The sequence below is a fragment of the Microbacterium sp. MAH-37 genome, assembly GCF_009758255.1.
GTDB lineage: Bacteria > Actinomycetota > Actinomycetes > Actinomycetales > Microbacteriaceae > Microbacterium.
Window position 1 is genome coordinate 501,319 of the sequence record NZ_WSEN01000004.1, and the last position, 23,907, is coordinate 525,225.

General features: G+C 69.9%; 14 protein-coding genes. 7 read left to right on the plus strand and 7 right to left on the minus strand.

All coding sequences use genetic code 11. The features are described 5' to 3' along the window. Positions 1-9: 9 nt before the first annotated feature. A complete protein-coding gene (locus tag GON06_RS05745) occupies positions 10-2,382 on the plus strand; it encodes a DEAD/DEAH box helicase (RefSeq protein WP_332837192.1) in 2,373 nt (790 codons plus the stop codon). Positions 2,383-2,437: 55 nt separating this feature from the next. Here the strand turns inward: GON06_RS05745 and GON06_RS05750 are convergent, their stop codons facing one another. Beyond that, positions 2,438-2,977: a YaeQ family protein gene (locus GON06_RS05750; protein ID WP_157311316.1), complete on the minus strand. Its 540-nt coding sequence runs from the start codon at positions 2,975-2,977 to the stop codon at positions 2,438-2,440. An 18-nt stretch (positions 2,978-2,995) separates the two neighbouring features. Next, positions 2,996-4,504 carry an Rv2578c family radical SAM protein gene (locus GON06_RS05755; RefSeq protein ID WP_157311317.1) on the minus strand — a complete coding sequence of 503 codons (1,509 nt, stop codon included), beginning with the start codon at positions 4,502-4,504 and terminating at the stop codon, positions 2,996-2,998. Between the two features lie 96 nt (positions 4,505-4,600). Here GON06_RS05755 and GON06_RS05760 point away from each other — a divergent pair, with 96 nt between their 5' ends. After that, positions 4,601-5,530, plus strand: a complete 930-nt coding sequence (locus GON06_RS05760; RefSeq protein ID WP_157311318.1) for a M15 family metallopeptidase — start codon at positions 4,601-4,603, stop codon at positions 5,528-5,530. 100 nt (positions 5,531-5,630) lie between these two features. Here the strand turns inward: GON06_RS05760 and GON06_RS05765 are convergent, their stop codons facing one another. After that, on the minus strand, positions 5,631-7,193 hold the full coding sequence (locus GON06_RS05765; RefSeq protein WP_157311395.1) for an MFS transporter: 1,563 nt from the start codon (positions 7,191-7,193) through the stop codon (positions 5,631-5,633). 253 nt (positions 7,194-7,446) lie between these two features. Here GON06_RS05765 and GON06_RS05770 point away from each other — a divergent pair, with 253 nt between their 5' ends. Further along, positions 7,447-8,610 carry an acyl-CoA dehydrogenase family protein gene (locus GON06_RS05770; RefSeq protein ID WP_157311319.1) on the plus strand — a complete coding sequence of 388 codons (1,164 nt, stop codon included), beginning with the start codon at positions 7,447-7,449 and terminating at the stop codon, positions 8,608-8,610. Positions 8,611-8,915: 305 nt separating this feature from the next. On the opposite strand, the gene GON06_RS05775 is transcribed toward GON06_RS05770, so the two are convergent. From GON06_RS05775 to GON06_RS05790, 3 genes are all read right to left on the minus strand, one after another. Beyond that, positions 8,916-9,785, minus strand: a complete 870-nt coding sequence (locus GON06_RS05775; RefSeq protein ID WP_157311320.1) for a siderophore-interacting protein — start codon at positions 9,783-9,785, stop codon at positions 8,916-8,918. Continuing rightward, complete coding sequence (locus GON06_RS19055; RefSeq protein ID WP_332837194.1) at positions 9,782-12,505, minus strand: ATP-binding cassette domain-containing protein; 2,724 nt, start codon at positions 12,503-12,505, stop codon at positions 9,782-9,784. Before GON06_RS19055 ends, GON06_RS05775 begins: the two co-directional genes overlap by 4 nt. Positions 12,506-12,593: 88 nt before the next feature. Continuing rightward, on the minus strand, positions 12,594-13,136 hold the full coding sequence (locus GON06_RS05790; protein ID WP_157311321.1) for an ECF transporter S component: 543 nt from the start codon (positions 13,134-13,136) through the stop codon (positions 12,594-12,596). A 235-nt stretch (positions 13,137-13,371) separates the two neighbouring features. On the opposite strand from GON06_RS05790, the gene GON06_RS05795 reads away from it, so the two are divergent. The 4 genes from GON06_RS05795 (at position 13,372) to GON06_RS05810 (ending at position 22,817) form a co-directional block, all read left to right on the plus strand. Next, positions 13,372-16,302, plus strand: a complete 2,931-nt coding sequence (locus GON06_RS05795; RefSeq protein ID WP_198346618.1) for a S8 family serine peptidase — start codon at positions 13,372-13,374, stop codon at positions 16,300-16,302. Between the two features lie 292 nt (positions 16,303-16,594). After that, positions 16,595-18,664, plus strand: coding sequence for a DNA helicase RecQ (gene recQ, locus GON06_RS05800; RefSeq protein WP_157311323.1), 2,070 nt, complete (start codon positions 16,595-16,597; stop codon positions 18,662-18,664). A gap of 136 nt (positions 18,665-18,800) precedes the next feature. Continuing rightward, positions 18,801-20,609 (plus strand): oleate hydratase, encoded by a 1,809-nt coding sequence (locus tag GON06_RS05805; RefSeq protein ID WP_157311324.1) that lies wholly within the window; start codon positions 18,801-18,803, stop codon positions 20,607-20,609. 162 nt (positions 20,610-20,771) lie between these two features. Continuing rightward, positions 20,772-22,817 carry an acyl-CoA dehydrogenase family protein gene (locus tag GON06_RS05810; protein WP_157311325.1) on the plus strand — a complete coding sequence of 682 codons (2,046 nt, stop codon included), beginning with the start codon at positions 20,772-20,774 and terminating at the stop codon, positions 22,815-22,817. Positions 22,818-22,898: 81 nt separating this feature from the next. Here the strand turns inward: GON06_RS05810 and GON06_RS05815 are convergent, their stop codons facing one another. Continuing rightward, positions 22,899-23,906 carry a nucleoside hydrolase gene (locus tag GON06_RS05815; protein ID WP_157311397.1) on the minus strand — a complete coding sequence of 336 codons (1,008 nt, stop codon included), beginning with the start codon at positions 23,904-23,906 and terminating at the stop codon, positions 22,899-22,901. Position 23,907: the final 1 nt, after the last annotated feature.

Below are 23,907 nucleotides of genomic sequence, written 5' to 3' on the forward strand. Positions count from 1 at the left end.
AAACTCCCCGTGCCCAAGAATCACAAGCCCAAGGGCGGCCGTCCGTCGGCCAACTTCGAGCCCCGCTACGCCAAGAAGACGTCGTTCCGCGACCGTCACGCCGGTGGACGTCCCACCGGTCGCGACGAGCGATCGGATACCGCTGAGCGCCGCACACCCAGCGGTCCCGGCAGCCGTTCGCCGAAGCACCGCGGCTACCGCCCCGAGTCCGAGGGCGCGCAGAAGCAGCGCTGGGGAGCATCCGAGCGCGCGGGACGCGACGAGGCCCGCGGCATCCGCAACCGTGCCGAGTCCGGACGCCGCGAGGCTCCGCACCACGACCGCCGGTCGGACGACCGCGCGCCGCGCAACGATCGCTACTCGGGCGACCGCTCTGGGTACGGCACGCGCCGCTACGACGACGACCGTCGTTCGTCGGGTTCGTACGGTGACCGGGATGACCGTCGCTCGTACGGTGACCGGAACGGCTCGCGCGACGGTGGTCGTCGTGATGACCGCGGTGGTCGTCCGTCGTACGGTGACCGCGACCAGCGTCGTTCCTATGGGGATCGCGACGACCGTCGTTCCTCCGGTTCGTACGGCGATCGCGATCAGCGCGGGTCGTACGGCGACCGGAACTCCTCGGGTTCCCGCGGCTACGACCGGAACTCCTCACGCGACGGTGCTCGTCGTGATGACCGCGGTGGTCGTCCGTCGTACGGTGACCGCGACCAGCCTCGTTCGTACGGGGAGCGCGACGGCGCTCGTCGTGACGACCGTGGCGGCCGCCCGTCCTACGGTGACCGCGACGAGCGTCGTTCGTCGGGTTCGTACGGCGACCGGAACTCCTCGAGTGCCCGCGGCCACGACCGGAGCGCTTCGCGTGACGGCGCTCGTGACGAGCGCGGTGGTCGTCCGTCGTACGGTGACCGCGACCAGCGTCGTTCCTACGGCGACCGCGACGACCGCCGTTCCTCCGGCTCGTACGGCGACCGCACCGAGCGCCCGCGGCGTTCGGGCGACCGCCCGCGGCGCGCGGACGACCGCCACGACGGGGCATCCCGTCGCGAGCGCGACTCCCGCCCGACCCGCAGCGACTGGAACCGTCCGGCGACCGTCGCGGCGCAGCAGCAGGTCGAGGACGTCGTGCACGAGCGGCTCGAGGCGCAGACCGTGCAGGCCGAAGAGGTCGCCGATGTGACCTTCGCGGACCTGGGTCTCGGTTCGAACATCGTCGAGGTGCTCGCGAACATGGGCGCCGAGAAGCCGTTCCCGATCCAGGCCGCGTCGGTCCCCGCCGTGCTCGAGGGCCGCGATGTGCTCGCACGCGGCCGCACCGGCTCGGGCAAGACCATCGCATTCGGTGCTCCGCTGGTCGAGAGCATCCTGCTGTCGCAGAAGGGCAAGAAGCGCGAGTTCGCCCGCGCGCCGCGCGCGATCATCCTCGCGCCGACCCGCGAGCTCGCTCTGCAGATCGATCGCACCGTGCAGCCGATCGCGCGCAGCGTCGGCCTGTTCACCACGCAGATCTACGGCGGCGTGCCGCAGGCCCGCCAGGTGGGTGCGCTGAAGAAGGGCGTCGACATCGTCATCGGCACCCCCGGCCGCATCGAGGACCTCATCAACCAGGGCAAGCTCGACCTCTCCGAGGTGCGCATCGCCGTGCTCGACGAGGCCGATCACATGTGCGAGCTGGGCTTCGTGGAGCCGGTGCAGCGCATCCTGCGCCACACCGGCACGGCTCTGGAGGACGGCGCATCCTCGCAGAAGCTGCTGTTCTCGGCGACCCTCGACCGCGAGGTCGCGTCGCTGGTGGACGAGTTCCTCGTCGAGCCCGCCGTCTTCGAGGTCGCCGGCGAGACCCAGGACTCCGGCACGATCGACCACCGCGTGCTGGTCGTCGAGCACCGCGACAAGGCCGACATCCTCTCGTCGCTCGTCGACCGCGACGGGCGCACCCTCGTGTTCAGCCGCACCCGGGCGTTCGCCGAGATGCTCGCCGAGCAGTTCGAGGATGCCGGCATCCCGGCGGTCTCGCTGCACGGCGACCTGAACCAGGCCAAGCGCACGCGGAACCTGGAGAAGCTGACCCGCGGCAAGGTGAACGTGCTGGTCGCGACGGATGTCGCAGCCCGAGGCATCCACGTCGACGACATCGACCTGGTCGTGCAGGCCGACGCTCCCGACGAGTACAAGACGTACCTGCACCGTGCCGGTCGCACCGGTCGCGCGGGCCGTTCCGGCACCGTCGTCACGCTGATCACCCGGCACCGCCGTCGCCGCATGGAGGAGCTGCTCGAGCGCGCCGAGATCGACGCGCCGTTCGAGCAGGCCGCTCCCGGAGACGACATCCTCGAGGAGCTCGCCGGCCGGCTGCCTTCGGATGCCGAGCTGACCGCCTGACCTCCGGTCTCACTGACGCCCCTCTTGCCGGCAGGCAGGAGGGGCGTCGGCGCATTCAGGCCAGCTCGTGTACGTGCACGGCGGTGGTGAGGGCGGTGCCGTTGAGGTCCAGGTACAGCACGCTCTCGGTCACGGTGAGAGTCATCGTGTTGCGCCGCTCGATCAGCGGAGTCGCCGAGTCGATGAAGCCCGGGTCGAAGCTGTAGACCCGGATGTCCTCGGAGCGGTGGATGCGCTTGTCGGCCCACGGTGCCATGACCTTCGCCGGGTCGCGGTGCGTGTAGACGACGGTGCGTTCGGCCAGCCGGCTGCCGTAGTGCAGGCGCTCGGCGTCAGGGGCGCCGACCTCGATCCAGGCGGTGATCGCTCCGGTGAGGTCACGCACCAGGACGGCCGGCTCCTCGGTCGAGGAGACGCTGCCGCCGAATGTGATCCCTTCTGCGTACTCCAGCCCGTAGGCGAGCACGCGGGTGAGCATGAACGCGTCGGTCTCGGACGGATGCCGCGCGACGCGCAGCGAGAAGTCGTCGTAGACGCCGCGGTCCATGTCCGCGAGCTGCACATCGAAGGTGTGCATGGTCGAGCCGATTGCCATGCTTCGAGCCTACGGGCGTCAGAACAGCATCTCCGCCGCCGCCGGCTTCGCGACAGGCGCCGCGGTGCGCTCGCGCATGATCCCCCGCATCCGCTCGTCGTCCTCCGACTCGGCGTACAGCCCGTGCGAGCGGATCAGCGGTCGCATCCGTCTCGCGAGCCACTTCTTGTAGTCTTTCGGCGCCTCCGCCGCAGCTCCCGGGTACAGCGCGCGGTACGACGAGACCAGGTCGGGTCGGTACTGCTCCAGCCACTGGAAGAACCACGGCTTCACGCCCGCTCGCAGGTGCAGCACGCCGTAGACGACGTGGTCGGCGCCGGCATCCCGGATGCGCGACAGCGCGGCGTCGATGTGCGCGACCGTGTCGGTCAGGTGCGGCAGCACCGGCATGAGGAAGACACCCACGCGGAACCCGGCATCCGCCAGCGCGCGCACCGTGTCGAGCCGTGCCTGCGTGGACGGCGTGCCCGGCTCGATCGCGTGCTGCAGCTCGTCGTCGTACATCGCGATCGACATCTGCACATCCACCGGTACGCGCTTCGCGGCGTCGACGAGCACGGGGATGTCGCGCCTCACCAGCGTGCCCTTGGTGAGCAGCGAGAACGGCGTGCCCGAGTCGGCCAGGGCGCGGATGATGCCGGGCATGAGTCTGTACCGGCCTTCGGCGCGCTGGTACGGGTCGGTGTTGGTGCCCAGCGCGACCGTCTCGCGCCGCCAGGATCCCCGCCGCAGTTCCCGCTCGAGCACCTCGACGACGTTGGTCTTCACCACGATCTGCGAGTCGAAATCGTGCCCGGCATCGAGGTCGAGGTACTCGTGCGTCCCTCGGGCGAAGCAGTTGTGGCTGATCACGCCGTTCGCGATGAAGTCGCCGGTTCCCGTCGTGATGTCGATCAGGTCGCGCTCACCCTCGAGCGGTTCGATCGACATGAGACGCAGGTCGGCGACCGTCTTGACGGCGGTGCCCTCGATCGCCGGATGCGCCGCTCCCATCCCGAACCCCATCAGTCGGTTTCCGGTCGTGAGGTGCGGTCGCTGGCCCCGGTCGGCATCTGTGACGTGTTTCCAGCCGCGCTCGGTGAGGAAGCGATGATCACCGCTCGCGACGAGCTCGGTACCGTCGGCTAGCGTCAGTCGATACGCGGGCTTGTGCGTGTCCCACTTGGCTTCGATGCGCGTGCGCACGTATCGACGATAGGTGCCGCGCTTCTCCGTGCCGATGATCTCGTCCCCGGCCGCGAGATCGCGCAGCGGGCGCTGCCGGCCGTCAGCACACAGGATGAGTGTGTCCGGGGACAGACAATAGACGCAGGCATGCGAGCAGCCGCGATACGGATTGACCGTCCAGTTGAACGGCATGCGCGAAGCACCGGGAACGCGGTTCAGCGCGGACTTCGACAGCACTTCGTGGAAGGTCATGCCGGCGAACTCGGGCGTGGTCACCGAGCGCACGATGCCGGTGCGGTTCTCGAGCCCGGGGAGCGCGTCCGCGTCCGCCTCATCGATCGTCTGTCCCTGCCACCGCATCTCCTCATTCGAACAAAACAACGATGTCAAGTCAAGTGGCATTCGATTATTCGTTCGATGTTCTTGCTGTTCCCCGGGTGCGTCACAATGGAACCCATGAGCGACATGCAGCCCCGGCATGCCGCGTCGTCCCCACGAGCGGTCATCTTCGCCGTGCCCCTCGGCGTGCTCGTGACGGCGCTGGCATCGCTGTGGGCGCTCGCCGCTCCCGCGGAGTCGCCGCAGGCCGCCGCGCTCGTGCCCCCGGCGCCCGCCGCTGTGAGGGAACTGCCCGCCGTCGAGATCACCTCCGTGCCGGTCGTCGACTCCTGCGCGGATCCGGTCGTCACGGCCGCGCTGGCATCGGGTGACGACTCCGCCGTGATCGCCGGCTTCGGCGGAGCCGAGGCCTTCCGCTCCGCCGTCATCTCGGGCGCCGCTCCCTGCATCTCCCTGTCCGACCCGGCGCACGTGTGGGTCGTGGTGAACAAGGCCCGACGGCTGGACCCCGAGAACTACGCACCGGCATCGCTCGCCGGCAGCGGGCTGACAACGACCTCGCGATCCGGCACGGCGCGTGACGACGTCGCCGCCGCTCTCGCCGGACTCGCGTCAGCGGCGGCGGATGCCGGCGCCGGACGCATCGGCGTGAACAACGCCTACCGGTCGTATGCGCTGCAGGTGCGCACGTACGGCCAGCATGTGCGCGATCAGGGGACGGCGAGCGCCGACACGGTGTCGGCGCGCCCCGGGCACAGCGAGCATCAGACCGGACTCGCGGCCGACATCGTCGCCTGTGATCCCGACTGCACCGACATCCACTCGTTCGGTGGCACTCCGCAGAGCGACTGGGTCGCGCAGCACGCCTGGGAGCACGGCTTCATCGTGCGCTACGAGGACGGCCACACGGCCATGACCGGGTACATCGCCGAACCTTGGCACGTGCGATACGTCGGCAAGGAGATCGCCGCCGCCTATCACGCCGGCGGATTCCACACGCTCGAGGAGTTCTTCGGCCTGCCCGCCGCTCCGGACTACGTCGGCTGATTCCCGCCTCGCCTGTCCGAGGAGCGTCGCGTCTGGTCGCTTCCCGGCGCCGGATGCGGCCATCTGTGACATTCCCCGCGAAGGGGGAGAGACACAGGGATCAGGCCGGCACCGCGGCATCCGCCCGCGCGGCCGCCCGCCGCAGCATCGCCGCACCGGCGAGTCCCAGCAGCAGGAACGCCGATGCGATGACCAGTGCCCACCGCACGCCGTCGGTGAAGCCCGTGGACAGCGCCGCGACGGCGTCCGCCGTGTGCGAGCCGAGCGGGCTCGACGAGCCCTGCGCGCGCAGCTGAGCGATGCTCGTTCCCGCCGAATCCCGCGTCGCCGACGTGAGCTGATCCGCGGTGCTGCCGGTCAGGCCCGCCGCACCGAGCGCGGAGGGCAGCGTGAGCGCGAGCGAGATCGACAGCGCGGTGCCGGCGAACGCCGTGCCCAGCGCAGACCCGATCTGCCGCACCGTGCTCTGTGTCGCAGAGCCCTGCCCCGACACGTCCACCGGCACGTCGCGCAGCACCGTTCCGGTCAGCTGGGCGGATGCCAGGCCGAGCCCGAGCCCGTACACGACGAGCGGCAGTGCGATCGCCCATCCCGGCGTCGTGGGCTGCATGATCAGCACCAGCACGAGCACCCCGGCGACCTCGAGTCCCAGGCCGATCAGCACGACGCCGGGCGCCCCGAACCGGGCGGCGAGGTGCCGCGCCGCTGCTCCCGACGCGAACGCACCGAGCGCCATCCCGGCGAGCACGAGGCCCGCGCCCATCACATCCATCGCGAGCGCGTTCATCAGATAGAGCGGCAGCACGAAGATGATCGCGAACTCGCCGACCGCGACCATCGCCGCGGTCAGATTCCCCCACGAGAACGTCGGCAGCGAGAACAGTTTCAGATCCAGCAGCGCGGCCCGCTGCACCCGCTCCCGATGCCTCTCCCACCGCACGAACAGCAGTAGCGTGACCACGGCGATCGCCAGCGCGACCGGGACGGGCGATAGCGGGGCATCCGCCGGCCACGTCCAGCCGAAGATCTGCATCTCCGCCTTGGACGACCACCAGCCGAGGTCCGGCCCCTCGATCACGGCGAACACCAGTGCGCCGAACCCGATCGCGCTCAGCAGCGCGCCGTCCACGTCGACGCCGGGCAGCGGCTCGGCGCCGCGCGTCTCGGGTACCAGCAGGATGCCGCCGATCAGCACAAGCAGGCCCAGAGGCACGTTCACCAGGAAGATCCAGTGCCACGACGCCCACTGCGTCAGCGCACCGCCGGCGAGGGGGCCGATGGCGGCCGCCCCCGAGATCACGGCGCCCCAGATGCCGAACGCGGCCGCGCGGTGCTTCCCGCGGAACACCGCGTTGACGGTGGACAGCGTCGACGGCATGATCAGTGCCGCACCCACCGCCTGCACGGCGCGCGCGCCGATCAGTGAACCCGCGGATGCCGCGGCCGCGGCCAGCACGCTGCCGCCGATGAACACGACCACGCCGATGAGGAACAGCCGCTTGCGGCCCCACCGGTCGGCGAGGCGGCCGGTGGACAGCAGCAACGCGGCGAGCACGACGGCGTAGAGGCTGTTCACCCATTGCGCGTCGGTGAGGTTCAGGTGGATGTCGGTGATGATCTCGGGCAGCGCGACGCCGACGATCGTGCCGTCCAGCACGATCATCCCGAGCCCTGTGGCGAGGACGGCGAGGCCTGCCCAGTCGCGGCGAGAAGGTGCGGTCACCTTCTCATCTCACCACTGCGAACGTCGCGGAGCATCCATCATTCGATCGAAATCGCCGTCTGGTGCCAATCGACAAACCCGGTACCGAGTCCCGCCGAAACTGGGATGCATTCTCACAACGGACTGCCGTCTCGGGATCGCCGACCGTAGACTCGCCGCATCGAAGACGCTGAATCACGCCTGGAGGAGTGACATGGAACGCGACATCTACGAAGAGGACCACGAAGCCTTCCGCGACCTGGTCAAGGACTTCGTCAAGCGCTACGCCACCAATGAGAACATCGAGAAGTGGGAGGCCGCCGGCGAGATCGACCGCGCCACCATGCTCGCAGCCGGCGAGGCCGGCCTCATCGGCCTGTCGGTTCCCGAGGAGTTCGGCGGCGCGGGCATGCTGCAGGACTACCGCTTCCGCACCATCGTGATGGAGGAGGTCATCGCGGCCGGTGCGGGCTCTCTCGCCGGTGCGTTCGGCATCCAGGACGACCTGGCCGTGCCGTACCTCGTGCACATGGGCACGCAGGAGCAGAAGGAGAAGTGGCTGCCCCGCATGGCCACCGGTGAGGTGCTCGGCGCGCTCGCCATGACCGACCCCGGGGCCGGCTCCGACCTGCGAGGCATCAAGACCAACGCGAAGAAGGTCGACGGCGGCTACATCCTCAACGGCGCGAAGACGTTCATCTCGTCCGGCACCACCGCCGACATCGTCGTCACCTTCGTCAAGACCGGCGAGGGCAACCGCCCGGACGCGTTCAGCCTGCTGATCGTCGAGAAGGGCATGGAGGGCTTCGACCAGGGCAAGAAGCTCAGCAAGATGGGCTTCCATGGCTGGGACACCGCCGAGCTCAGCTTCACCGACGTCTTCGTCCCCGACGAGAACCTCATCAGCGGCAAGGAGGGCCAAGGCTTCATCCAGCTGATGATGAACCTGCCGCTCGAGCGCCTCTCGATCGGCGTCGCCGCTGCGGCGGCCGCGGAGGCCGCGACGAAGTGGACCATCGCCTACACGAAGGACCGCGAGGCGTTCGGCGAGCGCATCGCCGACTTCCAGAACACGCGCTTCCGCCTGGCCGACATGGTCACCACCACCGAGGTGATGTGGGCGTACGTCGATCGCGCGCTGCTGGCTTACAAGGACAGCAAGCTCAGCGCCGAGGATGCCGCGAAGGTGAAGTTCTGGGCTACCGAGCGCGAGTGGGAGGTGCTCGACATGGGCGTGCAGCTGCACGGCGGCTACGGCTACATCATGGAGTACCCGATCGCGAAGGCCTTCACCGACGCACGCGTGCACCGCATCTACGGCGGCACGAACGAGATCATGCGTGATCTCGTCGGTCGCCAGATCGCCGGCAAGCGCTGACGCACAGTCCTTCGGAAACGGCCGTCCCCGCGGGGGCGGCCGTTTCGCGTTCCGGCATCCGACGTCTTGCAGATGGCGGACGGTTCTGCGCTCGGCGGCGGGACTCGCCGCGCAGCATCCGCCATCCGCAGATCGATCCGCCGGGTGCAGATCAGAACTGGGCCGGGTGAAAGGGCTGGTGGTCTCGCGAGGGAGCCTGGCTCGCGGATGGCGGACGGTTCTGCGTCCGGCGGCGGGACTCGCCGCGCAGCATCTGCCATCTGCAGATCCATCCGCCGCGCGCGAGCGGCAGAGTCGCGCGCGCCTCAGGCGGTCGGCCGGGCGGCGGCCTCGCGCGATGCGCGGGATGCCGGGGACGCGGCGCCGATCTTCCAGTAGCCGGTGAAGCTGACCCGGGACTTGTCGACCCCGCGCTCGTTCACGAGCAGCCGGCGCCCGCCTGTGGCGAGGGCTTGCTCTCCGGCGACGTAGGCGTGGAACGGAGCGTCCGGCAGCGCGGCACCGCGCAGCGCCGCCAACGCCGCGACACCGGGCTCCTCCGCCCCGGAGCGCACAACCCAGCGCAGCTCCACACCGTCCGGATGCGGGAAGTCCAGGGCATCCGCGGCATCCGGCACCTCGACGATCGCGACGCCCGTCGCGGATGCGGGGAGCGACGCGCAGATGCCGGCGATCGCCGGCAGCGCGGTCTCGTCGCCGACGAGCACGACGCTGTCGACGCCCCGCTCGGGGTTGAACATGACTCCCTCGTCGATGATCAGCACGTGCTCGCCGGCGTGGCAGGTCTCAGCCCAGCGGGATGCGGGGCCCGCAGTGCCCGCGGCCGCCGAGCCGTGCAGCACGAAGTCGACGTCGATCTCGGCGCCGGCATGCGCAGTCGCCGCGCGGTGCGCGCGCACGGTGTAGTTGCGCATCACCGGGCGTTCGCCGTCGGGGATCCGGAGGAACTTCAGGTATCCGAGCATCCCGTTCGCCTTCGCCGGCACCCGCTCGAGGGCGGCTTCACCGCCGAGCGGCAGGAACAGCCGGAACCACTGGTCGTAGCCCATCGGCCGGAATCGGTCGACCTCCCCGCCGCCGAACGTGACCCGCACCCAGTGCGGGCTGAGGTGCTCGGTGCGCAGCACCGTCAGATGCAGCAGATCCTGCGTCTCGGGCTTGACCATCTTGCTCATGAGGCTCCGATCGGGGTCCAGGGGAAGGTCGCGAGGAGAAGGGCGGCGGAGGCGGCGAGCACGGCGATCGCGAACACCGTGTCGCGCACGCGCCACGGCACCAGGTGGCGCTCGGTGCGGGTGGGGTGGGCGCCGAAGGCGCGGGCATCCATCGCCAGCGCGACCCGCTCGGCGTGCCGGATGCCGCCGGCGAGGAGCGGCACGATGTAGCCCCAGCCACGGGCCAGCCTGGCGAACGGGCCTCTGCCGCCGTGGTGACCGCGCACCCGGTGCGCGGCGCGGATGATCGACAGCTCGTACCCGAACCGCGGCACGAAGCGGTAGGCGGCGAGCGCCGTGTACCCGATCCGGTACGGGATGCGCAGCTGCTGCACGCCCGCGCGCACCAGATCGGTGCCGGTCGTGGTGAGACCGCCGATCAGCGCGAGGGCGAGGATCGCCCCCAGGCGCAGTGCGGTGGCCGCACCGATCGCGAGGGCGCCGGTGCGCAGGGTCCAGTCGCCGATGCTCAGGATGCCGGGAGTGCCGGCGACCAGCGTCGGCGACACCCACAGCGAGAAGCCCAGCGTGATCGCGGCCAGGCCCACGGGAACGGCGACGAACAGCAGCAGAGCCATGCGCCGGGTCAGCCGGGTGCCGCTGAGGATCACGAGGTATGAGAGCACGAGGAACAGCGCGGGCGTGAGCAGGTCGCGCGCGAACACCAGGAGCACGATCGCCGGGATGACCGGGAGGGCCTTGGCGAGGGGGTTCAGGTGATGGAGCCAGTGACGCGCGGGGGCGGGGGCTTCCGCGTATGGATCGGTGGAGTGGGACAGCGTCTGGTGGGGGCGCTCCGCGATGGATACTCCTGGGCGAGACATGCCCCCGCGATCCTCCGGGCCGCTGGCGCGTCCCGCAGGATCGCTCCCGCCAGACCCGATGCCAGCTCGCTCAGGAGTATCCATCGCTCCGCTCGACACGTCAGGTGCCCCGGCGGCGGGGAGAAACGGCAGGGGGGCAGGCGCGTGGACGGGCGGAGCCGCTTCGCCGCGCGGTGCCTCTTCGTCCAGGTCGCGATCGGGCACGGTATCCGCGCTTCGGAGCGTGCTGAATCGCGACGCGAACGCGCGCGGCATGAGAGATGCGCGCTCGAGGAGGGGCTGGTCGGAGAGGAGGTCCGCCGTGGGCCCGGAGGCCAGCATCCGGCCGTCCGCGAGGATGACGGTGTGCGTGGCGTGCGCTGCGACGAGGCGCAGGTCGTGCGTGACGACGACGATCGTCGTGCCCTGCTGCTGCAGGCCGGTGAGAAGGCCGAGCAGCTCGGCCGCGCGGGCGCGGTCCTGGCCGAACGTCGGCTCGTCGAGCACGAGCACCTGCGGCCGGGTGATGATCGCGGTGCCGACCGACAGCCGGCGCTTCTCACCGCCGGAGAGCAGGAACGGATGCGTCTGCGCCTTGTGCGTCAGGTCGAAGCGTTCCAGCACCTCGGCCACGCGCGTCTCGATCTCTGATGCCGGAACGTGCTGAAGCCGCAGACCGTGCGCGAGCTCGTCGAAGACGGTGTGCGCGATGAACTGGTGCTCCGGGTTCTGGAACACGAAGCCGACGCGGGCGGCGAGTCTCCGGGGTGACGCGGTGCCGGCATCCAGTCCCGCGATGCGCACGGCGCCCGCGGCGGGCGGCACGACTCCGGCGAGGGCCTGGATGAGGGTCGTCTTGCCGGCGCCGTTCGCGCCGACGATCGCGGTGAACGTCCCGGCGGTGATCTCGAGATCGTCGACCCGCAGGATCTCTTCGCGCTGCTTCACGACGCGCAGGTCGTGGACGGAGACAGCGGGGCCGGAGGCGCCGGATCCCCTATCTCCCCCCTCCAGGATGTGACGTCCGTCGCTTCCGAGCGGAGCGATGGGCACCTCGGCCGGCGGTGGCACCGGGTCGGGCGGGAGCCCGGAGCGAAGCGGAGGGCGAGGGCATGCCGGACGAGGTGCCCATCGCGCAGCGCCCCCCTCCCGCTCCATCGCGGAGCGCCCCCACGCCTCAGCATCCCCGTCGAACACCAGCCGCCCGTCCTGCCCCAGCTCCAGCACCCGCGTCGCGAACTCCAACGCTGCCCCGTACTCGTGCTCGACGAGCAGCACGGCCCGATCGCCCTCGGCGACCAGGTCGGCGATCGCGGCGTGCACGTCCGCCGTTCCCTGCGGGTCGAGGTTCGCGGTGGGCTCGTCGAGTACCAGCATCCGGGATCCCATGGCCAGCGCGCAGGCGATCGCGAGCCGCTGGCGGCCGCCACCGGAGAGCAGGTCGGGGTTCCAGCGGCGGCGTTCCCACAGGCCGACGCGGCGCAGCGCGGTCTCGGCGCGGACGAGCACCTCGCTGAGCGGTAGGAGCTGGTTCTCCAGGGCGAACGCGACCTCGTCGAGCACCGTGCCTGTGACCAGCTGCGCATCGGGATCCTGGAACACCATCGCGACGTGCTCGCTGAGCCGGGCGACCGGTGTGCTCGCGGCGTCGAACCCCGCGACCTCCACTGCGCCTTCGACCTCGGCGGGCACGGACTGGGGGATGAGTCCGTTCAGCGCGAGCGTGAGCGTGGACTTGCCGGAGCCGCTCGGGCCGAGCAGCAGCACCACCTCGCCGGGACGGATGTCGAACGAGACCCCCTGCGGCGACGGATGCGCGGCATCGGCGTGGGTGATGCTGAGGTCACGCACGCGGAGCAGGGGCGCGGATGTGCGCACGGAGGAACCTCGGGGTCAGGGCGCTCGGCGGAGCTGTACCCCTCCAACTTAGCTGAGCCTCACCTTATCTGCCAGCGGGCGGCGGAGCTCAACGGGCTGCGACGCCGGCCCTGCGCAGCGAGTTCCCGATCGCGAGTCCCACGGCGGTCCAGGCCACAGGGCCCAGCACGGCGAGGATCAGGTACACGATCCGCACCCACAGGTCGAGGGCGGCCATGTCCACGACGAACCAGACCACGACGGCGACGATCGCGCCGATGATCACCGCCGAGATGAAGAACCGCCAGGCGCCCCAGGCCCGGTACCGCGTGAGCGCGGCAACGCCCTCCTGGATCGCGCCGAACAACAGTGCAGTGCCGATGAAGCGCATCGCCCAGGCCGGATTGAACGCGCTGGAGATCAGTGCTGCAATGACGTGCGTCATCAGCGCCACCAGGGGCAGCCGCAGCACCTCTTGCGCGATGATGCCCGGCAGGACGTGCACGCCGAGCACCAGACCGTAGATCATCGGCAGGGTGGGGATCACGACAGGCGTGATCCAGCCCGCGATCCCGCCCAGGATGCCGGTGGCGACGCCGATCGCAGCGCAGACGAGCAGGGTGCGCGTGCTCAGCGCGGGTCGGGTGGCCATTCCCCGAGTTTACCGGCGCGGAGGGCGGGTCATCCGGTGCGGGCGGGGCGGACCACCGGTGTCCGCTGCGCGGGCTATGTTGAGGAACGGTGCGGCACTGCTGCCGCGCCGGAACGATCGGAAACAACTCCCCATGAGAAGAACTCCCCTCCGGATGTTCACCGCCGCGGGCACCCTCGCAGCGATGTTCATCGCCTCGACAGCGACAGCAGGAATCGCAGCGGCAGGAGAGGAGGTGACAGCACCGACCCCCGTCGAGGGGACGCCCGGCCATTACATCGTGGTGATGAAGGCGGACCCCCTCGCGACCTACACCGGCGAGACGAAGGGCTTCAAGGCGACCAAGCCCGGCAAGGGCAAGCAGCTCGACGCGCGCTCCGAGAACTCCAAGAAGTACGTCGCGCACCTCGAGAACGAGCAGCGCAAGCTCGCCCAGGCGACCGGCGTCGCACCGGACCAGACCTATCAGGTGACGCTGAACGGCTTCAGCGCCGACCTCACCGGCGCACAGGTGGGCAAGCTGCAGGCTTCGAAGGACGTCCTCGGCGTGTACCCCGACGAGATCCGGCATCCGGATGCCGTGTCCTCGACCGATTTCCTCGGCCTCGGCGAGGACGAGGACGGCTCCGGTGGCGTGTGGGACCAGCTCGGCGGCCTGCAGGATGCCGGCAAGGGCATCGTGGTCGGCGTCGTCGACACCGGCATCGCGCCGGAGCACCCGTCCTTCGCGGGAGACCAGCTCAAGAAGCAGAAGCAGTCCGGCGACAAGCCCTATTCCGACGGCACCTACGTCTACTACGACAAGTCCGACGGTGCGACCTTCCGCAGCAGGATCGTGCAGGGTCAGGAGTGGGACAAGAAGTCGTACTCGACGAAGATCGTCGGCGGGCAGTACTTCTACAAGGGTGCGCAGGCCGCGGGCTTCGACTTCCAGTACGACGTGCTGTCTCCGCGCGACGGTGCCGGCCACGGCTCGCACACGGCGAGCACTGCAGCCGGGAACTTCGGCGTGAGGGCCTCGGTGGAGGGCGTCGACTTCGGCACGATCTCGGGTGTCGCTCCTGCGGCGAAGGTCGCCGCGTACAAGGCCTGCTACGACGGGCCCGACCCCGCCGACAACACCGACGACATCTGCGCCCTGAGCGACCTGCTCGGCGCGATCGACACCGCGGTGGCCGATGGCGTCGACGTCATCAACTACTCGATCGGAGGCGGAGCCGCGACCACGACGCTCGCCCCGGAGGACATCTCGTTCTTCAACGCGGCCGCCGCCGGCGTCTTCGTCGCGGTCAGCGCGGGCAACAGCGGTCCGGATGCGTCCACGGCCGACCATGCCTCGCCGTGGTACACCACCGTCGCGGCATCCACCATCCCGACCTGGGAGGGCACCGTCGAGTTCGAGGGCTTCCAGCAGGCCGGCGCCTCTGTGAGCGTGCCGTTCGGCGAGAAGGTCACCGGACCGTCGATCTACGCGGCCGATGCGGCCGCCGGTGAGAACGCGAATCTCTGCCTGCCCGGCACGCTCGACCCCGCGAAGGTCAGCGGACACATCGTGGTCTGCGACCGCGGTGAGAACGCGCGTGCCGAGAAGTCGCAGGTCGTGAAGGATGCCGGAGGCATCGGCATGGTCCTGGTGAACGTGCCCGGCGGAGCCGACTCGCTAGACAACGACTTCCACTCGGTGCCGACCGTGCATCTGGCCGCCGCGCACCACGACGCCGTCGTGGCCTACGCGCGCAGCGGCACGGACAAGCCGATCACCCTGGTCAGCGAGAACGTCACCGGCAAGGAGACCCCCGTCCCGCAGATCGCCGGGTTCTCGAGCCGCGGCCCGATGCTGGCCGACGGCTCCGACGTCATGAAGCCCGATGTGGCGGCCCCCGGCGTCGCGATCCTCGCGGCGACGAACAACCGCGCCAAGCACCAGCCGACCTTCGGCATCCTGTCGGGCACCTCGATGGCCTCACCGCACGTCGCCGGCCTCGGCGCGCTGTACCTCGGTGAGCACCCGAACGCGGCACCGGCCGAGATCAAGTCCGCGCTGATGACCACGGCGTACGACACGGTGAACGCCGACGGCTCGAACAACACCGACCCGTTCCAGCAGGGCGCCGGTCAGGTCGATCCGAAGCGCTACCTGAATCCTGGCCTGCTGTACCTGAACGGTGCCGCCGACTGGGCGGCGTTCCTCGAGGGCAAGGGCCTGGCGGCCTTCGACGGCGTCGAGCCGATCGACGGCAGCGACCTGAACCTGGCGTCGATCTCGATCGGCACGCTGGCCAGCGAGCAGACCGTCACCCGCACGGTGACCTCGACCGCCGCGGGCAGCTACACCGCCGAGGCGCAGATCCCCGGTGTGGACGTGACCGTCTCGCCGGCGACGCTGGACTTCTCGAAGGCCGGCGAGTCGAAGTCGTTCACAGTCACGTTCGACGCCACTTCCGCTCCCGTCGAGAAGTGGGCCACCGGCTCGCTCACCTGGAAGGGGTCGGCAGGGACGGTGCGCTCGCCGCTGGCGGTGTTCCCCGTGACGGCGGATGCTCCGGCCGAGACCTCGGGCACCGGCGCGGACGGCACCACCACGGTCGAGATCACGCCGGGTCTGAACGGTGACCTGCCGCTGAACCTCAGCGGTCTGGCTCCGTTCACGATGCTCGTCGACGAGGCCAACCCCGTCGACGGCCACAGCGGCGACGAGAAGTCCGGCGACGACAACAAGGACGTCGCGTGGATCGTGGACGTTCCCGAGGGCACCACGCTCTCGCGGTTCGACCTCGACTCGTCCGACGACTCGGGCAGCGACCTCGACCTGACCGTCTTCCGCGTCGTCGCGCCGGACGACCTGCGCTATTACGAGAAGTGGCAGTCGGCGACGGCCTCGGCCGACGAGCAGGTCACGGTGGCGGCACCGACCGCGGGCACCTACCTCGTGGTCGCGAACATCTACAGCACGACCGACCCGATGACCTGGGACATGACCTACGCCAACGTGCAGAAGGCCGGGGAGGGCTCGCTCACCGCGACGCCGAACCCGCTCGCCGCGACGCGCGGCCAGGCGACGAGCTACGATCTCGGCTGGTCGGGACTCGACACGGGCAAGTACCTCGGCGTCGTGCAGTACGGCGACTCCGCGGTGCGGACGGTGCTGACCGTCGACGCGAAGTAGCAGTCACACGGAAGGCCGGGCTCCCGCGGGGTCCCGGCCTTCCGTGTGGGCCCCGGCCCTCCGTCGTGTCCGATCTCTCCCTCGGCTCCGGTCTCACTGCTTGCGGGTGTTCCGTCCCGGACACCCGCAACGAGTGCGACCGGAGCAGATGCGGAAGACGGACGCGGCGTTCCGGTTCGGATGGTTGCGGGTGGTCGGCGGCCGGAACCCGCAACGAGTGAGACCGGAACTGGGGGGAACGCGGCTGTGGAGAACGACGGCCGGCGTCGGCGGCGGTGGTTACCCTGGAGGGATGCCGCAGCACACGCCCTCGTACGACGAGCCGCCGTACCCGGACGAGCCCTGGGGTGAGCCGGAGGACCTCGACTGGATACCGCCGGAGGACGGCTACGAACCGCCGCTGGACTGGGGTCAGGGCCCCATGGCACCGGTCGCACAGGCAGCTCCGCCGGCATCCGCCACAGCGCAGGCCGGTCCCGTGCAGGGCCGTCCCGCGCCCAGCCGCTACCCGACGCCGCTCGAGGCGCTGCGCACCGTGTTCGGCTACGACGCGTTCCGGGGCGATCAGGCCGCGATCGTCGAGCAGGTGGTCGCCGGCGGCGACGCCGTCGTGCTCATGCCCACCGGCGGCGGCAAGTCGATCACCTACCAGGTGCCCGCGCTGGTGCGCGAGGGCACCGGACTGGTGATCAGCCCGCTGATCGCGCTGATGCACGACCAGGTCGACGCGCTGCGCGCCAACGGCGTGCGGGCCGCGTACCTCAACTCCACCCAGTCGCTCGACGAGCGACGCGCGGTGGAGCGCGACTACCTGGCCGGCGAGCTCGACCTCATCTACGTCGCGCCGGAGCGGCTCGCGAACGCGCAGACCACGGCGCTGCTGCAGCGCGGCACGCTCAGCGTGATCGCGATCGACGAGGCGCACTGCGTGTCGCAGTGGGGTCACGACTTCCGGCCCGACTACCTGGCTCTGGGCGACCTCGGCGAGCGGTTCCCCGGGGTGCCCCGCATGGCGCTCACCGCCACCGCCACCCGTGCCACGCACCAGGAGATCACGGAGCGGCTGCACCTCGACGGCGCGCAGCACTTCGTCGCGAGCTTCGACCGCCCCAACATCCAGTACCGGATCGTGCCGAAGGTCGACCCGCGCAGGCAGTTGGTCGCCTTCATCCGCTCCATGGCCGAGGCGGGTCCCGTTGCCGGCATCGTCTACGCCCTCAGCCGCAAGTCGGTCGAGCAGACCGCCGATCACCTGGTCGCTCAGGGCTTCGACGCGCTGCCGTACCACGCGGGTCTCCCTGCCGAGGTGCGCGCGGCGAATCAGGCGCGCTTCCTGCGGGAGGAGGGCGTCGTCATGGTCGCCACGATCGCGTTCGGCATGGGCATCGACAAGCCGGATGTCCGGTTCGTGGCGCACATCGACCTGCCCAAGTCGGTCGAGGGCTACTACCAGGAGACCGGCCGTGCCGGGCGCGACGGCGAGCCGTCGGTGGCGTGGATGGCCTACGGCCTGGGCGACGTCGTGCAGCAGCGCCGGCTCATCGACCAGAGCCCGGGCGACCGCACCTTCAAGATGCGCATGGGGCAGCACCTCGACGCCATGCTCGCGCTGTGCGAGACGGTCTCGTGCCGTCGGCAGAACCTGCTCGAGTACTTCGGGCAGACCCTTCCGGAGGCTCGGTCCCTGAGCGAAACCGGCGGAGCCGGGAGAGTCGAAGGGTGCGGCAACTGCGACACCTGCCTCGAACCGCCCGAGACCTTCGACGGGCTGATCCCCGCGCAGAAGCTGCTGTCCACGATCGTGCGCCTCAAGCGCGAGCGCAACCAGGCGTTCGGCGCAGGACAGATCATCGACATCCTGCGCGGCTCGTCCACCGAGCGCATCCGCAGGTTCGGGCACGAGAAGATCGCCACCTACGGCATCGGCGGCGACCTGTCCGAGCAGGACTGGCGCAGCGTCGTGCGGCAGCTGCTCGCCGGCGGCATCCTCGTGGCGCAGGGCGAGTACGGCACCCTCGCGCCGGGCGAGGCGGCCGCGGGCGTGCTGCGTGGCGAGACGCCGGTGCCGCTGCGCAAGGACATCATCGGGCGGGTGTCCGTGGCGAAGACGCGCAAGTCTGCGGCATCCGATTCGCTGGATGCCGGCGACCGGCCGCTGTTCGAGGCGCTGCGTGCCTGGCGCGCCGAGACCGCCCGCGAGCAGGGTGTGCCGGCGTACATCGTGTTCGGCGATGCCACACTGCGCGCGCTGGCGGAGCACCGTCCCGCGTCGCCCTCGGCGCTCGACGGCATCACCGGCATCGGCGCCAAGAAGCGCGACGCCTACGGCGAGGCGGTGCTCGAGGTCATCGCCGCGAACTGACCGTCGTCAGGCGGTGGTGATCTCGCCGCAGGTGCCGATCCCGGTGAACGGTGGAAAAAGTCCGGCGAGCGTCCCTGGCCATTTCGCCCGTGCCGCGTTAGGTTCGGCACGTATTCATCTTCGGGAGGGGCGAGGCATGTACTACAGCACCGGGAACTACGAGGCGTTCGCGAGGCCGCGCAAGCCGGAGGGAGTCGATCGCAAGTCCGCCTGGTTCGTGGGAGCGGGCCTCGCGTCGATGTCTTCGGCCCTGTTCATGATCCGGGACGGGCAGCTCAGCGGTGACCGCATCACCATTCTCGAGCGTCTGCCTCTTCCCGGTGGTGCGCTGGACGGCATCCGCAAGCCGAAGAAGGGGTTCGTGATCCGCGGCGGTCGCGAGATGGAAGACCACATGGAGTGCCTGTGGGACGCCTTCCGCACCGTCCCCTCGCTCGAGATCGAGGGCGCCAGCGTGCTCGACGAGTTCTACTGGCTGAACAAGGACGATCCGAACTTCTCGCTGTGCCGCGTCACCGAGAAGCAGGGGCAGGACGCCCACACGGACAACCGCTTCGCGCTCAGCGAGAAGGCGCAGCGCGAGGTGCTGCACGTCTACCTCGCCACTCGCGAGGACATGGAGGACAAGCGGATCGACGAGGTGTTCTCGGACGAGTTCCTGAGGAGCAACTTCTGGCTGTACTGGCGCACCATGTTCGCCTTCGAGGAGTGGCACTCCGCCCTCGAGATGAAGCTGTACCTGCACCGGTTCGTGCACCACATCGGGGGTCTTCCCGACCTGTCGGCGCTGAAGTTCACCAAGTACAACCAGTACGAGTCGCTGGTGCTGCCGATGTACCGCTGGCTGCTCGACCAGGGTGTGACGTTCCACTTCGACACGCAGGTGACCGACATCGACTTCGAGATCTCGGATGCCGGCAAGCGGGCCACTCGCATCCACTGGACCCGCGACGGCGAGTCCGGCGGCGTCGACCTCGGCGCCGACGATCTCGTGCTCGCCACGATCGGCGGCCTCACCGAGAACTCGGACGAGGGCGACCGGCACACCGCCGCGAAGGTGGATGCCTCGCCGGCGGCAGGCTGGGCGCTGTGGCAGAACATCGCGGCGAAGGATCCGTCCTTCGGCCGCCCGGAGGTGTTCTGCGGCGACATCGAGAAGACCAAGTGGGAGTCGGCGACGGTGACCACGCTGGACCGGCGCATCCCGGAGTACATCGAGCGGATCGCCAAGCGCGACCCCTTCAGCGGCAAGGTCGTCACCGGCGGCATCGTGACGGCGCGCGACTCGTCGTGGCTGATGAGCTGGACCGTCAACCGGCAGCCGCACTTCAAGAACCAGCCCGCCGACCAGATCGTGGTCTGGGTGTACGGCCTGTTCGTCGACGTGCCCGGCGACTACACCGGCAAGACGCTGCAGGAGTCCACCGGTGAGGAGATCACGCGGGAGTGGCTCTACCACCTGGGAGTTCCGGTCGACCAGATCGACGAACTCGCGCGCGACGCGGCGACGGCCGTGCCGGTGATGATGCCGTACGTCACCTCGTTCTTCATGCCGCGCAAGGCCGGAGACCGGCCGGACGTGGTGCCCGAGGGGGCGCAGAACTTCGCGTTCATCGGCCAGTTCGCCGAGACCACGCGCGACTGCATCTTCACGACCGAGTACTCGGTGCGCACCGGCATGGAGGCCGCCTACCGCCTGCTCGGCGTGGAGCGCGGTGTGCCGGAGGTGTTCGGCTCGACCTACGACATCCGGGCGCTGCTGAACGCGACGAGCCGGATGCGGGACGGCGCCGATGTGAGCCTGCCCGGGCCGGCCATCCTGCGCAACCGGCTGTTCGCCAAGCTCGACGGCACGCAGATCGGTGAGCTGCTCACCGACTTCGGGCTCATCCCCGAGCACGGCAGCACACGTCGGCGCGAGCGAGCGGACGACGCGATCGAGTGACGGCGGTCCGGCCGCGCGGTCACGGCCGGGTGTGGGGTCGCGACAACAGTGAGCGAGGGGGGTGCGGCATCCGATTGGGGATGTTCCACAGTGGAGTTCCCCGAGTGTTGTCGTAGACCTACCATCGAATCATCCCCGGACTCCCTCTCGAGAGGATTCACCATGGTCGACGCCGCCGTTCGCACCTCCACGCCTGCCCCGCAGATCGATGTCGCTCGCCTGGGCGAGCTGCTGATGGGCACCTGGGCCGACACTCGCCGCGAGTCGCGGGAGCTGATCAAGGATTCGGCGTTCTGGCGCGACGACTCGCTCGGCAAGGACGAGCACCGCGAGCGAGTGCTCACGCAGATGCACCTGCTGGTCGAGAACAAGGCCGTGCACCGCGCCTTCCCGAAGGAGTTCGGCGGCGCCGAGAACAACGGCGCCAACATCGCCGGTTTCGAGGAGCTGGTCGCCGCCGACCCCAGCCTGCAGATCAAGTCGGGCGTGCAGTGGGGACTGTTCGGCTCGGCAGTGCTGCAGCTCGGCACGGCCGAGCACCACCGGAAGTGGCTGCCAGGCATCATGGACCTCTCCGTCCCCGGTGCGTTCGCGATGACCGAGATCGGGCACGGATCGGATGTCGCCGCGGTGGGCACCACGGCGACCTACGACCCCGAGACGGAGGAGTTCGTCATCAACACGCCGTTCCGCGCGGCGACCAAGGAATACCTCGGCAACGCGGCCCTGCACGCCAGTGCGGCGACCGTGTTCGCGCAGCTGATCACGAACGGCGTGAACCACGGCGTGCACTGCTTCTACGTGCCGCTGCGCGGCGATGACGGCGTCGACCTGCCCGGCATCGGCCGAGAGGACGACGGCCTCAAGGGCGGCCTGAACGGCATCGACAACGGCCGGCTCAGCTTCGACCACGTGCGCGTCCCTCGGATCAACCTGCTGAACAAGTACGGCGACGTCGCCGCCGACGGCACGTACACCAGCTCGATCGACAGCCCTGGTCGCCGCTTCTTCACGATGCTCGGCACCCTGGTGCAGGGGCGCGTCTCGCTCGATGGCGCCTCGTCGTGGGCATCCGCCCTCGGCCTGTACATCGCGATCACCTACGCCACGCAGCGCCGCCAGTTCGACGGCGCCGACGGGCAGGAGGTCGTGCTGCTCGACTACGGCAAGCACCAGCGCCGTCTGCTGCCGCGTCTGGCCACCACCTACGCGCAGATCTTCGCGCACGACGAGTTCCTGCAGAAGTTCGACGGCGTGTTCTCCGGCCGCACGGACACGCCGAACGACCGCGAGGACCTCGAGACCCTCGCCGCGGCGCTCAAGCCGCTGTCGACCTGGCACGCCCTGGACACGCTGCAGGAGGCCCGCGAGGCCTGCGGCGGAGCCGGCTTCATGTTCGAGAACCGCCTGGTCGGCCTGCGACAGGACCTGGACATCTACGTCACCTTCGAGGGCGACAACAACATCCTGCTGCAGCTGGTCGGCAAGCGTCTGCTCACCGACTACGCGAAGCAGTTCAAGGGCAAGGATGCCGCGGCGCTGGCCAAGTACGCGGTCGGCCAGACCGCCGGCAAGGTGTTCCACGGCGCAGGGCTCCGGGCACTCGGCCAGGCGGTCGCCGATCTCGGGTCCACCGCTCGTTCAGTGGAGCTGGGCCTGCGCGAGGAGCAGCAGCACGAGCTGCTGACCGAGCGCGTGCAGCAGATGGTCGCCGATATCGCAGGGCGTCTCCGCCCCGCCGGCAAGGACAAGGTCCTCGGCGAGAAGCTGTTCAACGAGAACCAGGCCGAGCTCATCGAGGCGGCCCGCGCGCATGGCGAGCTGCTGCAGTGGGAGGCGTTCACCGACGCCGTGCACAAGGTCGAGGACGCCGAGACCAAGAAGGTGCTCACCTGGCTGCGCGACCTGTTCGGACTGCAGCTGATCGAGAAGCACCTCGCCTGGCACCTCATCAACGGCCGGCTCTCCACCCAGCGCGCCGCCGCCGTCTCGAGCTACATCGATCGGCTGTGCGCGCGGCTGCGCCCCTATGCGCTCGACCTCGTGAACGCCTTCGGCTACGAGCCGGAGCACGTCCGCGCACCCATCGCCTCGGGTATCGAGCAGCAGCGGCAGGACGAGGCGCGCGCGCACTACGCCGCGCTGAAGGCCTCCGGCCAGGCTCCGATCTCGGAGAAGGAACTGCGCAAGCAGCAGAAGCGCGCCTGACCCCTTCGAGGAATGTCGCAATTGGCCGCATCCGGACGCCGGATGCGGCCAAATGCGACATTCGCCAGGTTCTCCGCGGGATCAGCGCGGCGGGTTGGCCACTCGCTCGGCCAGGATGCCGGCGAGCGGAGCATCCGTCGACAGCACGATGCGCACATTGGCGCCGGCGTGATCGAACGGGCCGACGCGCTGGCCGCGCAGGTCGGCGATGAGCTGACCGCGCCCGGGGCCGTCAGTCGTGTCGACGGTCACCGGAACGGCGGGCGCGTTCGTCGGCACCACCTGGCCGACCGCGAGCGCCGCAGCGAGCGGATCGTGCAGCGCGGAGCATCGCACGCCGTAGGTCGCGACGTAGAAGTCCATGTAGAAGTCGAGCATCTCGCCGACGGCTCGCGCCACGGGTGAGTCCGAGGCCAGCAGCAGCGCGCGGTGCTCCTCCTCGAAGACGTTCTCCAGGGTCACGTCCAACGGGGCGACGACCACGGGCCAGGGCGCGGCGAGGACGGCCGCCGCGGCTGCCGGGTCGTTGCCGATGTTCGCCTCGGCCACCGGGCTGATGTTCCCTGCCACGAGTGCGGCTCCGCCCATCAGTGTCACCCGCGCCACCCGGGAGGGAAGCGTCGGGTCGAGTTCGAGGGCCGTGGCGAGGTTGCTCAGAGGTCCGACGGCCACGACCTCGAGCGTGCCGGCGTACTCGTGAGAGAGCCGGATCAGCATCTCGGCGGCCGTGCCCTCGGCCGGCGCGCGGGACGGTTCCGGCAGCGTCACGTTCCCGACGCCGTTCTCGCCGTGCACATGCTTCGCCCCGCCGTCGAACGCGTGCGTGAGGAAGTCGTGCCGGCCGACGGCGACCGGCACGTCGTCGCGGCCGGCGAGGGCGAGCAGGCCGAGGGTGTTCCGCGCCGCCTGCGCGGCGCCGGTGTTGCCGCACACGGTGCCGATGCCCGCCAGCTCCACCTCGGGTGACGCCAGCAGGTACGCCAGCGCGAGCGAGTCGTCGATCCCGGTGTCGCAGTCGAAGTACAGCGGGCGGAAGTCGGATGCGGGCAACGGGTGCTCCTTCTCTGCGGTGCTCTCGGTGGAGTGCATG

Excerpts from the sequence above, each read along its gene's own strand:
- GON06_RS05750 (WP_157311316.1), bottom strand. The coding sequence starts at position 2,977 with ATGGCAATCGGCTCGACCATGCACACCTTCGATGTGCAGCTCGCGGAC.
- GON06_RS05755 (WP_157311317.1), bottom strand. The coding sequence starts at position 4,504 with ATGCGGTGGCAGGGACAGACGATCGATGAGGCGGACGCGGACGCGCTC.
- GON06_RS05760 (WP_157311318.1), top strand. The coding sequence starts at position 4,601 with ATGAGCGACATGCAGCCCCGGCATGCCGCGTCGTCCCCACGAGCGGTC.
- GON06_RS05765 (WP_157311395.1), bottom strand. The coding sequence starts at position 7,193 with ATGATCGTGCTGGACGGCACGATCGTCGGCGTCGCGCTGCCCGAGATC.
- GON06_RS05770 (WP_157311319.1), top strand. The coding sequence starts at position 7,447 with ATGGAACGCGACATCTACGAAGAGGACCACGAAGCCTTCCGCGACCTG.
- GON06_RS05775 (WP_157311320.1), bottom strand. The coding sequence starts at position 9,785 with ATGAGCAAGATGGTCAAGCCCGAGACGCAGGATCTGCTGCATCTGACG.
- GON06_RS05790 (WP_157311321.1), bottom strand. The coding sequence starts at position 13,136 with ATGGCCACCCGACCCGCGCTGAGCACGCGCACCCTGCTCGTCTGCGCT.
- recQ (WP_157311323.1), top strand. The coding sequence starts at position 16,595 with ATGCCGCAGCACACGCCCTCGTACGACGAGCCGCCGTACCCGGACGAG.
- GON06_RS05805 (WP_157311324.1), top strand. The coding sequence starts at position 18,801 with ATGTACTACAGCACCGGGAACTACGAGGCGTTCGCGAGGCCGCGCAAG.
- GON06_RS05810 (WP_157311325.1), top strand. The coding sequence starts at position 20,772 with ATGGTCGACGCCGCCGTTCGCACCTCCACGCCTGCCCCGCAGATCGAT.
- GON06_RS05815 (WP_157311397.1), bottom strand. The coding sequence starts at position 23,906 with ATGCACTCCACCGAGAGCACCGCAGAGAAGGAGCACCCGTTGCCCGCA.